This window comes from Prevotella sp. MA2016 (assembly GCF_000619825.1).
GTDB lineage: Bacteria > Bacteroidota > Bacteroidia > Bacteroidales > Bacteroidaceae > Prevotella.
Map to the genome: position 1 here is coordinate 365,930 of NZ_JHUW01000006.1, position 15,592 is coordinate 381,521.

Annotated in this window: 6 protein-coding genes and 1 pseudogene; 2 read left to right on the forward strand and 5 right to left on the reverse strand. The window is 47.0% G+C overall.

From position 1 onward, the window contains the following. Positions 1–189 precede the first annotated feature (189 nt). Complete coding sequence (locus tag T360_RS0101420) at positions 190–4,224, forward strand: two-component regulator propeller domain-containing protein (RefSeq protein ID WP_028911207.1); 4,035 nt, start codon at positions 190–192, stop codon at positions 4,222–4,224. Positions 4,225–4,333: 109 nt separating this feature from the next. Beyond that, positions 4,334–6,265, forward strand: a complete 1,932-nt coding sequence (locus T360_RS0101425) for an alpha-amylase family glycosyl hydrolase (RefSeq protein ID WP_028911208.1) — start codon at positions 4,334–4,336, stop codon at positions 6,263–6,265. 53 nt (positions 6,266–6,318) lie between these two features. On the opposite strand, the gene T360_RS0101430 is transcribed toward T360_RS0101425, so the two are convergent. The 5 genes and pseudogenes from T360_RS0101430 to T360_RS0101445 all read right to left on the reverse strand — a co-directional run bounded on the left by T360_RS0101430 (position 6,319) and on the right by T360_RS0101445 (position 15,294). Continuing rightward, positions 6,319–7,770 (reverse strand): family 43 glycosylhydrolase, encoded by a 1,452-nt coding sequence (locus tag T360_RS0101430; protein ID WP_028911209.1) that lies wholly within the window; start codon positions 7,768–7,770, stop codon positions 6,319–6,321. 26 nt (positions 7,771–7,796) lie between these two features. After that, entirely contained in the window at positions 7,797–8,495 is a 699-nt protein-coding gene (locus T360_RS16680; protein WP_369793479.1) for an acetylxylan esterase, read from the reverse strand. Between the two features lie 519 nt (positions 8,496–9,014). Beyond that, positions 9,015–9,899: pseudogene (locus T360_RS16685) on the reverse strand (family 43 glycosylhydrolase); the annotation flags it as partial. Positions 9,900–10,459: 560 nt separating this feature from the next. Then, a complete protein-coding gene (locus T360_RS0101440) occupies positions 10,460–12,181 on the reverse strand; it encodes a RagB/SusD family nutrient uptake outer membrane protein (protein WP_028911210.1) in 1,722 nt (573 codons plus the stop codon). A 29-nt stretch (positions 12,182–12,210) separates the two neighbouring features. Beyond that, entirely contained in the window at positions 12,211–15,294 is a 3,084-nt protein-coding gene (locus T360_RS0101445; protein ID WP_231488020.1) for a TonB-dependent receptor, read from the reverse strand. Positions 15,295–15,592 lie beyond the last annotated feature (298 nt).

Sequence of the window (15,592 nt, forward strand, 5' to 3'; positions counted from 1 at the left end):
TCGGCTGCAAAGGTAATGGGATTTGTTAGATAGTACTTTTTTATTCTGTTTTTCGTTTTTTCCGCATGTTCAAATCTATATGGGTGTTGTCCAATTTGTTTAAAAGTTGTCTTGTATGTTCAAATTATGGCAATAAGCGGCTTATTATCAGGAGTTTTTCTTATCTTTGCAAGCAAATAATAACGTAATATGACTAATAGGAATAGGAAACCTGTTTTTGCTGTACTATTCTGTGCCGTGTTGGTGCTGATGATGCTGGGATGCCAGCGTCGTGGAACAGATAGTACAACACTTGATAAGGATGAGGAGCATGATCTGGTGGTGGCCACCGAACTGTCGAACAGTCGTGTGCAGTGTATTGCCGAAGATGCCGATGGGTATTTGTGGATTGGCACCTTCCGCGGCTTGAACCGTTACGACGGACACGAATATCACCAATACTTCTGTACATTCGACTCGCTCGGACTGCCCGACAACCAGATACAGAGTCTGCTTTGCGATCAGCAAGGCCGATTGTGGGTGGCTACTGTTAACGGAGTGTGCCGTTATACCCGTCAGGACAATTTTGAATCGATACCAATGCAAACGAGCAACCGAAATGCCCGTAAACTGCTGATGGATAGCAAAGGGCGCATATTCGCGTATAATGGCATGGAACTGCTGGCATACGACGAACAGCATCATATATTTCTTTCGAAGTTTAACAGAACGAAAACCAATCAGACGTGGGGCGACTGTTTTATTGATGGTGCCGATAATATCCTGATGGTGGGATCCGACAATCTGCAGGTTATCAATGGTGAGACGTTTAAGCAGAAAGCCGAAGTGAAGGCGGGTCAGCAGCTGGGATTCTATTTCTTCGAACTGCTGCCCAACGGTTTGCTACTGTGTTCGGGTAATGGTACGTTGCTTTTGTACGATACAAAATCGCAGCAGCAGATTCCGCTGAGTGTAGAGATACAGGATCGGTTAACGACTCACAATAGTGTGCTGCAGGCAGCCTGCTTGCTGGATAACAATACCATATTACTCAGTACATCGCGTAATGGTCTTTTTGAACTGAACTTGCTGACACATACGCTGAAGGGTCAGGCTGACGCTAACTTTAGTTTGCCAGTGCCCGATGCATACGTTACCAAGATATTCCAGGATTCCAGAAAGAATGTCTGGTTGGGTACTTATGATAAAGGACTTTTTGCCGACTACTATTATAAGGAGAAGTTCGGTGGTAGCGATAACTACCTGAATCGTGTAATCGAGAACTCGTCGGTATTGGCTGTGGCTATTGATAAGCAAGCTAATTTGTGGATATCTACGCTACTGAAGGGCGTGTTTGTGTATCATTCTACTACCCAGAAAGCCGAACATATCGAGATTGCAGGTTTACCGGCAGGCGAAAAGAAGAATGCCATCACAAATATCTTCTGTGATCGCGACGGACTACTTTGGCTATCTACCACCAGCGGGGTGATGAAGTGCCAGTATGATGGTACGAAACTGAATATCCTGAGTCAGTGGCAACTGCCACCAACCATGTGTTTCGAACAAACCGACGATGGTACAGTGTGGGCGGCTTCAAGCACCACCTATATCTTCGGCTTTAAGCCAGGTTGCAATGAGCCCGAAGCCAAACAGGCATTTAATGTCGATTTCACTTTCATCCCATCACTTCTGAAATTGAAGGATGGCTCGATGCTGATATCCGCTTTCTATCAGCCTATAACGAAGATGAACCCTCAGACGGGTAAACTGAGTGCGCTGGATATTCCTAGTATGCAGCGTTGCATACGTCGTAGTGTGTATATCCCTACCGATATGCTGCAGGATGCGAAAGGAAATATATGGATAGGTACCGTGAGCAATGGTTTACTGTGTTTTCATCCGCACACCAACGAAGTGCGTCGTATTGCGGGCCTTTCTTGTTCGGATGTGGGTAGTATTGAGGAAGACCAGCAGGGTAATCTGTGGATTAGTACGATGAAAGGCCTGAACCGCCTCGACCCCAAGACGGGGACTATCACAGCACTTTATAAGGCCGACGGTCTGGCTGGGGATGAGTTTGCCGATCGTGCCTCGTGTCAGTTGCCTAATGGTAGTCTGGTGTTTGGCGGAACCGATGGTATCACGATGTTTAACCCTGCAGATATCGATACGCTGAGGAATATCCCCCTGAAGTTTTCTCATCTGAAGATTCATAATCAAATGGTGCGTCCTACAAAGGACGGACCTATAGAGTCGATGCTTGATAACTGTCAGGAGATACGACTGAAGCATAGTGAGAACAGCTTTAGCATTTCATATACCGCCCTTGACTTTGGCGAATACGAACGCGTACATTATTATTATAAACTTGAAGGGTTCGACAACGACTGGATTGATGCAGGCAGCAGGCATGCCGCTGGCTATGCCAATCTGCCATCTGGCCACTATACCTTCCGTGTTCGTATCACCGATAGTGCCAGTGATGAAGCCAGCAGCGACGAGCGTCGGATAAGTGTCATCGTGGAACCGGCACCGATGTTCGCATGGTGGGCCTGGCTGATATATCTGGCACTGGGCATGCTGTTGGCTTGGTATCTCTACCGCAATGCCAAACGTGTGGTAGCCGCCCGTCGTGCTGCCCGAAAGGCTGAGATGGAGAAGGAGCAGGAGTTGCGTACCAACCAGATGAACATGAGTTTCTTTGCGAATATTGCTCATGAATTCCGTACGCCATTGACGATGATTGCCGGACCTGTAGGACTGTTGGCTAAGAGTGATAGCATAAGAGGCGAGGAACGTAGCTTGTTGATTATTGCCCAGCGTAGTATCCAGCGTATGTTCAAACTGGTGAACCAGCTGATGGACTTTAATAAACTGGAGAACGATACCCTGCGCTTGAGTGTGGAGCAGATAGATGTGGTAAAACAGATGAACGACATCTGTGATACATTTGAGTTTAATGCCAAGGAAAAGGGGTTGACGTTGAGTCGTTGTGGAATGGAAGACCAGTTGATGGCTTGGACCGATGGCGACAAACTAGAGAAAATCGTCAGCAATTTGCTGTCGAATGCCATGAAGTTCACACCACGTGGTGGTAGGATAGATGTTCACCTGGATGTAGTTGACGATAAAGTGAAAGTAACTATTGTCGATACAGGTAAAGGTATTCCTGAGGAACACATGGAGAATATCTTTAAGCGTTTCTATCAGTTGGATAACCAAACAAAAGCGATTGTAAACTATGGTACAGGTATTGGACTCTATTATGCACGCCGACTGGCTGAACTGCATCACGGAACGTTGACTGCTGGTAACCGTGATGGCGGCGAAGGGGCTGTGTTTACCCTGGTTTATCCCATGAACGAAGAGGCATATTCCGATGCAGAGCGCCGACCATTGGAAGGCGATAATACGTTGGCTGTCGGTGCCCAGTTGTCCACTACCACCTATCAACCTTCACCTATTACCCATCACCAGGATGAAGACGACAGACCAACCATCCTTGTTGTTGATGATGATACAGAAATCATCAACTATATGCGGATGCTCTTCTCGCATGATTATCGTTTGATAACCTGTCTTGATGCCGATACGGCGCTCGAAGAGATGAGGGCCGAAGAACCAAATATTGTCTTGAGCGATGTGGCCATGCCTGGCAAGGATGGTTACCAGCTGTGTCAGGAAATCAAGCAGGATATTCAGTTGAGTCATATTCCAGTTATCCTTGTTACGGCCAAGGTTACGGCCGAGAATCAGGTTGAGGGTTTGAGTGTGGGTGCTGATGCCTATGTGACTAAGCCCTTTGAGCCCGCAGTGCTCTCTGCACTCATCCAGTCGCAACTCAAGAACCGTGATCGTGTGCGCAAGTTGCTTACCAATGCCACCACCACCGAGGATGAGGGTGTTGATAATGCCCTTTCAGAGCAGGATAAGCACTTCATGGAGGAACTCTATAAGCTGATGGAAGAAGAACTGTCGAATTCAGAACTCGATGTAACCCGTATCACCAAGATGCTCTACATATCACGCACTAAACTCTATTATAAGATAAAAGGTTTGACAGGCGAGACGCCTAGTAATTTCTTCCGCACCTACAAGCTGAACCGCGCTGCCGAACTGTTGAAGGGCGGTAAGCATACAGTGGCTGAGATTGCTGATATGACGGGTTTTAGTACCCAGAGTCACTTCTCGGTAGTATTCAAAAAGCAGTTTGGCGTCACACCTTCCGAATACAAAGGGTAGGGCTATGCAATCGTTTGCCACAGCTATGTGATGGGATTTTTTTCTTGATGAGAACAACGTATCAGAAAAATCCCTATCTTTGCAGCATGAGAATAAACTAAGAACAAAAATGAAACGGATTTTATTAGCAACCGCCATCTTGATGGCAAATGTCTTGACAATGAGTGCAGCAAAGAAACAAGTGATTGACCGTATTGAACCAACCGACTGGTACGTAGGTATGAAAAATCCTCAGGTACAGTTGATGGTGTATGGGCAGGGTGTCCGCGATGTGTCTAGTGTAACCACCGATTATCCAGGTGCTGTCATCGACAGTATCGTTCGACTTGATTCGCCCAACTACTTGTTGGTTTATATGAATTTGCGTGATGCGCAGCCTGGCACGATGGTATTGAACTTTGGAAAGACCAAGGTGCAGTATCAGCTCAAGCAGCGTGAGATGAGTGGTGATAAGCGTATGGGATTTACCAATGCCGATGTGCTTTATATGTTGATGCCCGACCGTTTTGCTCAAGGCGCAAACCATCCTAAGCAAGTTAAAGGTATGCGCCACTATGTAGAGGATCGCTCAAAACCCAGTCTGCGTCACGGTGGTGACCTGAATGGTATTCGTGAGCATCTCGATTACTTCAAAGAGCTTGGCGTTACAGCCCTTTGGTTCACACCTGTATTAGAGAACGACTCCCCAGATTCGGAGAATGGTCATTCTACTTATCATGGCTATGCTACCACCAATTATTATAAGGTGGACCCCCGTTTCGGTTCAAATGAGGATTACAAGCGCCTTTGTGATGAGGCTCATCAAAAAGGTTTGAAGATTGTGATGGATATGATTTTCAATCACAGTGGCTTTGAGCATCCCTGGACTCATGATATGCCTAGCAAGGACTGGCTTAACACGCCTGAGTGGTTGGCTGAAAAACAATGTGGTCGCGACCCGATGACTGGTTTTACAGCCAATGCTGATGGTTCTGAGCCTGCTAAGAGTGCTTATCTGCAAACCAGCTATAAGCTTATGCCTGTTGTTGACCCATATGCAGCCAAAGTAGATTTGAAGGAGACCGTAGAAGGCTGGTTCGTTCCCTCTATGCCTGACCTGAATCAGCATAACCCTCATCTGATGCGTTATCTCATCCAGAATTCTATCTGGTGGATTGAAACTGTTGGTATCGATGGCATCCGTATGGATACCTATCCTTATGCCTATGCCGATGCGATGGCTCAGTGGATGAAGGAACTCGACGACGAGTATCCTCATTTTAATACCGTTGGCGAAACATGGGTGACAGAGCCTGCTTATACGGCTGCTTGGCAGAAAGATTCAAAACTCTCGGAGAAAAACAGCTATCTGAAGACAGTGATGGACTTTAGCTTCTTTGATAAGCTGGGACAGGCACGAGATGAAGAAACTGATGGCTGGTGGAAGGGCCTGAACCGTCTCTACAACTCGTTTGTTTACGATTATCTCTATCCTAATCCTTCGAGTGTGATGGCCTTTATCGAGAACCACGATACCGACCGTTACCTGGGTAATGGTAAAGATACCCTCGCCCTGAAGCAGGCTTTGGCGTTGTTGCTCACCGTAAATCGTATTCCTCAACTGTATTATGGTACGGAAGTGCTGATGAATGGTACTAAGGAGAAAACCGATGGTAATGTGCGAAAGGACTTCCCCGGCGGATTCCCTGGTGATACACATAACTGTTTTACTAAGGAAGGTCGTACACAGAGTGAACAGGCCATGTTTACCTGGCTCTCTCGCCTGTTGCACTGGCGTCAGGGTAACGATGTGATTATCAAGGGTAAGCAGATACAGTTTACACCATTTAATGGTATCTACGTCATTGCACGTCAGTACGGGGGTAAGACAGCACTGACAGTTTTGAATGGAACATCACAGCCTGCAACGTTTGATGTTAGACGCTATGCAGAAGTGATTGGTAAGACAACAAAGGCTAAGGATATCCTGACTAATCGTTATTATGATTTATCGAAGAATATGGAGCTAAAGTCACGTCAGTCGCTCATTCTTGAATTTTAAATAAATCAAACAGAAAGGATTCCCTCCCGCCATGCAGGAGGGAATCTTTTTGTTTAGCGCTTCTTGAAATTCCACTTAGAGTTGTCTGAGTTGAAATCATATTTAGCGAGTGTAGGTGTAGAGTCACCAGCAGAGTAGAGACAGAGTTCTTTGTTTACACCCTCCTGGCCGGGGATGGCCTTAGGCATGATGCGGTAAGTACCATCTGTCAGCTGCTCAATGCGCCAAAGCTGTTCGTCGGCACCTGTATAGGCGGGAACGGTTGTTACTTCCTTATTGGCTGTAGCTGCCAAAGCACGCTCTGTACCCTCGATGGTAATCTTGAAATAGGGATTGCTCAGATAACCACCGGCAGAGTCAACAGGAGTAATGGTCCAGCGCTGGTGAGGACGATTCATATAATCACAGATGCGAGCGGGAATATCACCTTTAGGCCAATTTCCGATTACTTCGGCAAGTGTCTGGTTGGCAATTGGCTTTACAGGCTGTTCCATCTGGTTGCGGTTGAACCAACCCTGACGCTCCTGCTGCATACGCACGAAATCAACAGTCAGTTCCAATGCATAACCACGGCGCTCTGACTCAATCCAGAAGTTGCCGCCCTTGAAGTTATCGCCGGCAACAGGCCAGCCATTCTTCCAAACGATAGGTCGTACTGCCAATACCGAACGACCGCTCTGCTCGAAGTCGGCCTCCCAGTGGAACGACATCACCTCAACACCTTCGTCAACGATGAAACGTCCAAAGTGTCCAGCACCGCAGGCACGGTCTTCAGCTGCAATCACCATCTTACCGCCGCCATGGTACATGTCACGACCTACATTGTCGAGATAAGGTCCTTCTACGTTGCGTGAACGGCCCACTACAATATTATAAGTAGAGTTCACACCATCACAGCAAGTGCCGTGGGTTCCCAGCAGATAGTACCAACCATCGCGATACATCAAGTCAGAAGCCTCACAGTCGATGGCGATATCTTTCTCCTTATTACCCTTTTTGCGGAAGCCCGTTTTTGGGTCGAGCTCTATCAGACGGATAGTGCCGAAATAAGTACCATAGCTTACCCACAGGCGGCCTGTTGTAGGATCTAACAAGAGACCTGGGTCGATAGCATCCTGATCCTCCATGCCGTCAGAGGCACAAACCTCTACAGCCTCACTCCACTTGAAGTCGGGTGATTTGGGGTCGAGGGTTTTGTTCCACATGGTGAGGATTCGTCCTGCATGTCCGCCACCCAGTCCGCCGCCTGTAGCACCATAGATGCAGAGGTAACGATCGCCAATCTTCAGTACATCGGGGGCAGCGCCGCCGCCAGGACGGTCGGCTCCGCTATGCCAGCTCCAGCCATCGTCGGTGATGATACCGCCGCCACCAGTTCCAAAAGTGTAGTATTTGCCATCGCACTCAGCCAGTGTCGAGGGGTCGTGAATATAAGGAGCGCCAATCTGCGCATTAGCGGCAGCTGCTACAGCGAGTGCCGCCAGTATTGTATGAAGTCTTTTCATAATTATCAATTGTCAATTTTCAATTATCAATTCTTAACTACCTTGTAGTTTGTAACAGGATTACCTTTCTCATCGAGGAAACGAACGCAGAAGTCGCTCATGCCTGGACCGTTGATGACGGCTCCACGTAGGATGTTACGTCCTTTCTTCAGGGTGAGGCGTGCCGACATGGCGTCGTCCTTTACCATACGGCGGTCGCCAGAGAGCAACAATGCTTCCTCGCCATTGAGCCACCACATAGAGGCTGAGTTAGAACCTACAGCCAGACGTACATTCTCGATGTCCTCATCGCAGTCGATGATGGTAACAGCCCAGAAGAGTACACCATAAACCTGCTGTCCCCATTTCTCTGCGAAACGGAACAGTTTAACGTTCATATTCTCGCTGTCGAGTGCGTGCCAGGTAAGTGTTTGTTTAACGGTTGTTACCTTTGGCTCGGCAGGAGCCTGCTGTCCAAAGCCGCGACCGAAGCCTGGGGCTACTTCAACCTTCTTATATTCGGCCTTAACCTTCTGACCGTCCTTTGGAACGATGGTCTGCTGTCCCTTGAAATACTCTGTATTAAAGTGCTCACGCAGATATGAGTCGGTGAATACCGTATTGCCGCTATTGGGTTTGTCGATAGGCTCCAAGAGCAACCAGCGACGGATGAATCCTTCGTCATCGGGCTTAGCTGTAGGTGTGGTAGCAGCTGAGAAGTACTTAGGACGGTTCTTGAACTGAATCCAGTCAACACTTACACCAGCATTGCCTTCACAGGTGATAACCAGATCGGTAACACCCTTTGGCATATACTCCAGAGGAGCTGTCAGTGTGAGCCATTGGTTACTGAAGTCGCGACGGAACATAGCAGGTGCGCCTGCAGGACTCTCTGGTTTCACGGTCATCTCAATCTTTGCGATAATCTTGCCGTTGGCAGCTTTTTCACGTACATAGAGTGTGGTGTTGCCAGCAGCCTTAGCGTTAACAATCAGATAGCCTTCGGTCAGGCAATCGAAGTTCACATCGTTATACTTAATCCAACTGCCTTTTACAGGTAGTGTAGCCTGGAAGCTGCGGAAGGTGTTAACGGTGTCGATGAGTGAGGTGGTAACATTGCTGCTTGCCTCGCTGTAGCGGTCGATTTCAATTTTCTCGGTAGCCTGGTTGATACCTACGCCACGCATGGTGGGCTTCACCTCTTGGATAGTGCCGTCGGGGTTGAAATACAGTTTCTCGATACATACCGAGCGGCGCTTGTCATCACGTGGAGAGAAGTCGTTGTGGTGATAGAATAGATACCACTGACCTTTGTAATTGACAATGCTGTGATGGTTGGTCCAACAACCATTTGCATGCTCAGCCATGATCAAGCCCTTGTACTCGTAGGGGCCCATAGGGTTCTTGCTCATTGCATAGCCAAGTACTTCGGTGTTCTCTCTTACATAGGGGTAGGTCAGATAGTAATTGCCGTTGTACTCAAATGCAAACGGACCTTCAGCCTGGCGATTTGGTAACCCTTTCAGACAGTTGACACCTTTCATCTCAAATTCACGCTCACCGAATTTTACTTTCTCTGTAGGTGTGTCGTCAGCCAACTCTTTCATGTTGGGCTTGAGTTTGGCACAGCGGCCGGCACCCCAGAAGATGTAAGCATTACCGTCTGAAGCCTGCAGTACACATGGGTCAATACCGCTGATGCCTTTGATTGGCTCTGGTTCCGGAATGAATGGTCCCTCAGGACTGTCGGCAATAGCTACGCCGATACCGAATCCAAATCCCTTACCTTCTGCTGGAGCAGATGGGAAATAGAAATAATACTTTCCATTTCTGTAAACGCAGTCGGGCGCCCACATCGAATAGGAGTTAGGTCTTACCCAGGGCACTTTGTTCTGGGTAACAATCATCCCGTGGTCAGTCCAGTCGGTCAGATTCTCAGATGAGAACACGTGATAGTCTTCCATGCAGAACCAGTCCTGGCGCTGATCAGCAGGTGGCATGATGTCGTGCGATGGATAGAGATACACTTTGTTGTTGAAAACACGAGCCGTCGGGTCTGCCGAAAACTGGTCGCGTATAACCGGATTCTGTGCCAGTGATACCAGAGGCACAGTCATCAGTAAAGAAAGACAAATCTTCTTCATTGGCATTGGTTTGTTATTTATTTATAGATAATATATGTTGTTAAACAATTCTTTATGTTCTGTTACATTTCCTTGACGGTTTATTTATTTGAGTCTTTTCTTAGAGAAAAGTTTAATGCATGATAGCTCTTTTATATGCAAATGTTACATTTGAGAAACAGATTGTAACATTCTCTTTAAAAAAGATGCCGCGTAGTCCCAACGCAGCATCTTCAAAATAAAACCAAAACAAGTCTTTTTCGTATTAATCTGTATAGTCGTATGGTCAGATTCTGGTATTGTAGTGATAATATGTTAGTTAGAAAAAAGTTTATGGTTGACTAGAACCATATGCTACTTCTGTAACACGGTGCAAATATACAACGAAAATGTGTATTCTTACTTTATTATATGTAACAAATACTTTTTTATTTATATCATTCTTGTTAATTTGTGGTAATAAGGCGGGTATTTGGGCTATTTGGATAAAAAAGATGCCGCGTCATCGCGACGCAGCACCTTCTAAATACCAAAACAATGTGTCTAATACTAACTACTATTATTATGAATCTTACTAAACAATCATTTTAGTTAGCCCAACCACGTACCTGGTGCATCTGGTCGTTAACCTCGATAACGGTCTGTGGGATTGGCCAGTACTCGTGCTTACCAGCTACGAACTCCAGCTTGATACCAGCATCAGCGAATGGATGATGAATCTTGTAAACCAGCTTGTGAGGCTTGGTACCACCTGACTGGAAGTACTCATCCCACTGCAGAGGAATGTTGTCAAGCACCTTGTCGTAGCACTGCTTCGCAATGCCCCAACGTACGATGTCGAACCAACGGCAACCCTCGAACCAGAGCTCATACTGCTTCTCATCCTGAATGGTCTGCAGGTCAACTGATGAAGAGATGGTCTTAGAACCGGCACGCTGCTGGATCTTGTTCACATACTTCAGAGCCTCTGAGCTGTTGCCAGATGCCAGGCAAGCCTCAGCGTAGAGCAGATAAGCCTCACCCAGACGAGCAATACACAGGTTTGTGTTGTTACAGTTGTCACCTACAGAGAGGTCAACATCATTAGGATGACACATCATCTTTACTTCCATCACGTCGCTACGAGAGAATGAACCAGCACTCTTGGTGATACCACGTTCTGGGTCGAACTCCTTCTCGGCACGTGTCTTCTTGGTAGCATCGCTTCTCCAACCGCAGAGTTTCTCATCATAGAAGAACTCATCAGAGGTGAGGAAGGTTGCCTTACGACGATAGCTGTCGCCATCATTAGCAAGCATCTTGTGAGCGAAGTCCTGGTTGATAGAGCCACCGCCCCAACCGCCAGTTGAGCAAATCAGTGGGCTCTTACCACCACCCTTGATATCATCACCACGCCAGTTCAGTACGTTGGCTACCATCCAACGGCCACGCTGAATGCTACCGCCCCATGTACCGCCGATAGCAGTGTTAGTGCTATAGTTGAACTCGAAGATCTTCTCCTCACAACCGTCACCCTCGATGTGGAACAGGTCGCGGAAACGCTCACCGGGAACCAGTGCATAGTTAGAAGACTCTACCAGTGGCTTCAGCAGACTAGCTGCCTTAGCGTTATCACCGGCGAACAGAGCTGCCTTACCAGCAACGAACTGAGCAAAGCCCTTTGTTACGCGCCAAGCACCTTCCTTGTCGCTCTGACCCTTACGCTCGGGCAGGTCGCCCATAGCCTCTTCACAATCCTTCACGCAGAAGTCGAAGATTGCCTTCTGTGACTCAGCATTTGTTGGTTTGTCGTCCAGAATCAGGTGGTCAACAATAGGTGGCTGGTAGTAAACCTGTGCAGCCAGCATGTGAGCCCAAGCACGCATAACCTTGGCCTCGGCAACAGCCTGACGCTTAACTGGAGTATCAGCGGTCTCGCCAAAATAGTTGATAACCAAGTTGGCAGAGTAGATTGACTTATAGATGTGATTATAAAGAGTTCCGATAGGACCTGAACTTGGGTCGTAACGCATCTCGTTCAGAATACGGAAGTCGGCGTGGTCGTTGATATCACCACCAGCTGCGAATACATCGTCAGAAGAGTAGTTCAAACCCATGATGTAGGCGTTCCAAATACCCTCGGTACCGCCAATCTCACCAATGTATGTGGCATACATAGCTGTTACGGCAGACTCGGCATCGGCATCTGTCTTATAGAAGTTGTCAGTGCTGCTGGTTGCCTTCTGCTCAATGTCGAGCAGATCCTGATTACATGATGTAAGCATCATGCCAGCAGTTAGCACAGCTACAGAAAATATTATCTTTTTCATATTTATATTCAGTATTTAAAATTATTGGATTAGAATGTAACACTTAAACCAAGAACCATCTTGCGCATGTTAGGATAGTTACCCTTGTCAAGACCTGGGCAGTTGTACTCCTGTGTGCTTGTCTCAGGATCGAGACCAGGATACTTGGTGAATGTGAAGAAGTCATCAAGTGAGATGTAAGCACGTACGTTCTGCATGTAAACCTTCTTAGTCAGGTTCTGAGGCAGTGTGTAACCCAGCTGGATCTGCTTCAGCTTGAAGAATGAGCCATTATATACCATAGCAGAAGAACGCCAGAATGTACCGCTACCAGCTACAGAAGCAGCTGTTGGAAGCTTACCAGACTTGAAGTCATCGTAGATACCCTTAGCGATGTTGTTGTAACCTGTACGATACAGACCGTAGTAGATATCGTTACCAGCCTGTCCTGCACCGAATACGGTCAGGTCGAAGCCTTTATACTCAGCGTTGATAGTGATACCGTAGGTCAGGTCGGGCAGACCAGAACCAACGTTTGTCATATCCTCTGCCTGTGGGTCGTTGGTGATGCCACCGTCCTTAGTGTAGTACTGAGCAGTTCCGTCAGCTGCACGTCCGGCATACTTGTAACCACGCATGTACCATACTGGCTGACCCTGCTCGAAGTAGCAGCGAACAACTTCAGGGCTTGCACCCTCAACAGTTGCACCAGAGATACGCTCGATAGAAGGATCAAGATAGGTAGCCTTGTTCTTCAGTGTAGCGAAGTTACCAGAGATGCTGTATCTGAAGTCACCGATATGGTCTTTCCAAGTGAGCTCAACCTCAAGACCTGAGTTCTCAACCTCACCAGCGTTGATAGTCAGAGAAGAAACACCAGACTCTGGCATAGCAGGAGCTGAAACCAGCAGGTCCTTTGTGGTCTTCTTATACCAGTCGATACCGAGTGACAAGCGATCGTTGAAGAAACGGAAGTCAGCACCGAGGTCAATCTGTCTTGATTTCTCCCAAGTCAGATCAGGGTTGGCGATACCGTTAGGCATAGAACCGTATGTACCTGCATTGGTCTCACCATACTGATACCACTGACCGTTGGTAGCGATACCTGCGGTGTATGAGTAGTTACCCAGTACGTTTACGTTACCGTTAGTACCCCAAGATGCACGGATCTTACCGAATGACATGATGCTTGGGTCGATGTTGTCCTTGAAGAACTTCTCGTTAGAGAATGTCCAACCAGCTGAACCAGAGAAGAAGTAACCCCAACGGTTGTCCTTTGACAGTTTAGAAGAGTCGAATGCATCAGCACGGAAGTTACCCTGTACGCTATAACGATTGTCGTAGCTGTAGAGAACACGACCGAAGTAAGAGAGCGCGCGTGTCATGTTAGGCATACCGCTGAAGCCCTTAACAGTATCATCATTACCGTTTACACAGTTCAGATAGCGGAAGTTAGGTGCATAAGCGCTCAGGATGTCTGGACCAGAAGCATTGGCGCTAACACCGTTAGAGTTGTACTGGCGGAATGACATACCGGCCATGGCGCCTACATTGTGCTTACCGAAGTCCTGGTTGTAGTTTACGAAGTTTTCCCACTGATACCAGGTGTTGTTGTTGCTAGCACCATTGATGGTGTAGTTGTCACCCTTGGTCTGACCATTCAGGTAGTATGGGAACTGCCAGTCAGAACTGTTGTTGAATGACAAACGATAACCCAGACGAGAGGTGAATGTAACCTGCTTGATAGGAGTGATGTTCATGAATACGGTACCATTTACATTCACACCTTCGTTCTTACCATAAGCGCGGTCGCGCTGTGAGAATGGGTTACCACCGGCCAAGCGCTGGTTGAAGTATGAGGTAGCATAGTAGCCGTTCTCATCACCAAACAGAGTATAATTAGAGTTACCAGCCTGGATCTGCTCGTAGTAGTTACGATAGTCGCCCAGCATCTGGTTAGGAGATGTCCAATACATAGGAGTCAATGGGTCGATCAAGAGCAGCATCTCGAAAGAAGAACCGTAACCGTTCTCAGAAACACCACGTGATGACCATTTCTCGATAGCGGTGTTGGTACCAATCTGCAACCAATCCTTAATCTTATAGTCAGCATTGATCTGAGCTGTCAGACGCTCATACTTATCCTTGCTACCCTTTACGATACCATCCTGGTTTACATAGCTTGTGCTCAGGAAGTAAGAACCACGATCGTTTCCACCCTGGAAGGTCAGAGTGTGCTGCTGAGCCCATGTGTCCTCAAAATATTCTTTCAGCCAATCTGTGTTTGTGTTGGGATTCCAACCGTACTGCTTAACAGCATCATCCAAATCAGCGTTTACCTTTTCTGCGCCGAGCTGCATGGTCATCCAATCCTTGAACTGACCAGCGTTCAGAAGCTTACCAACGTGTCCGAGAGCCTGGTTTGTGAACTTAGCCTCGTAAGTGATAGAACCCTGACCCTTGCTCTTGGCACCGCTCTTGGTGGTGATCAGAACAACACCGTTACCAGCCTCAGCACCGTAGATGGCAGCCGAAGCAGCGTCCTTCAGCACCTCCATTGACTCAATCATTGAAGGATCGAGGTACTGGATGCTTGATACCTGCAGACCATCGACGATCAGCAGAGGACCAATGTTGCTAGAGTTTGAAGAATAACCACGTACACGGATAGAAGCACCCTGACCAGGCTTACCAGAACTGTTCAGGATCTGTACACCGGCAGCCTTACCCTGCAAAGCAGCGGCAGCGTCGGTTGTTGAACGGTGTTTCAGGTCTTCGGCCTTTACTGATGCTACAGAACCAGTCAGGTCGCTCTTCTTCTGGACACCATAACCGATAACTACAACGTCATTCAGTGTCTGTGCGTCTTCTTTAAGTGTAATTGATAGATTGTTGCGGCCATTTACCTTAATAGTTTCAGAGGTGTAGCCGATGTAAGTGATAACCAGAGTGGCATTATTGTCTGCCTGTAAACTGAAGTTACCGTCAAAGTCAGTGATGGTGCCACCTTTTGCACCTTGCACTTTAACACTGGCACCGATAATAGGGTCACCAGATACATCTTTCACTGTTCCCTTGATAAGACTCTGAGCCAGTGCTCCCAGTGGGAACAAACAGAGCAGGAACAATGCCATTAGCGGCTTTTGCAAAGATTTAAAATTCCACATAATTAATTTAATTAGTTAGATAATTGTAATATATTTGGTTGTTATTATTGGCACACTTTGTTAATGTGGTTGCAAAGATATTATAAATATGTTTAATGAACTTTGTTATATGTAACCTAGAGTTTATTTTTTGATAAAAGTCTTAATTTTGTTACATATGATAAAATTTGCGTTACATTTTATAAAGTAAACGTTTTAAACTGTTATTCTTTTTAAATAGAATTAAATAGCAAACAGGAGCAATCAAGCGTTGCTTGTTGCCCCT

Bases quoted from the DNA above. Each gene is read 5' to 3' on its own strand.
- T360_RS0101445 (WP_231488020.1), bottom strand. From the start codon at position 15,294: ATGGCATTGTTCCTGCTCTGTTTGTTCCCACTGGGAGCACTGGCTCAG.
- T360_RS0101440 (WP_028911210.1), bottom strand. From the start codon at position 12,181: ATGAAAAAGATAATATTTTCTGTAGCTGTGCTAACTGCTGGCATGATG.
- T360_RS0101430 (WP_028911209.1), bottom strand. From the start codon at position 7,770: ATGAAAAGACTTCATACAATACTGGCGGCACTCGCTGTAGCAGCTGCC.
- T360_RS0101425 (WP_028911208.1), top strand. From the start codon at position 4,334: ATGAAACGGATTTTATTAGCAACCGCCATCTTGATGGCAAATGTCTTG.
- T360_RS0101420 (WP_028911207.1), top strand. From the start codon at position 190: ATGACTAATAGGAATAGGAAACCTGTTTTTGCTGTACTATTCTGTGCC.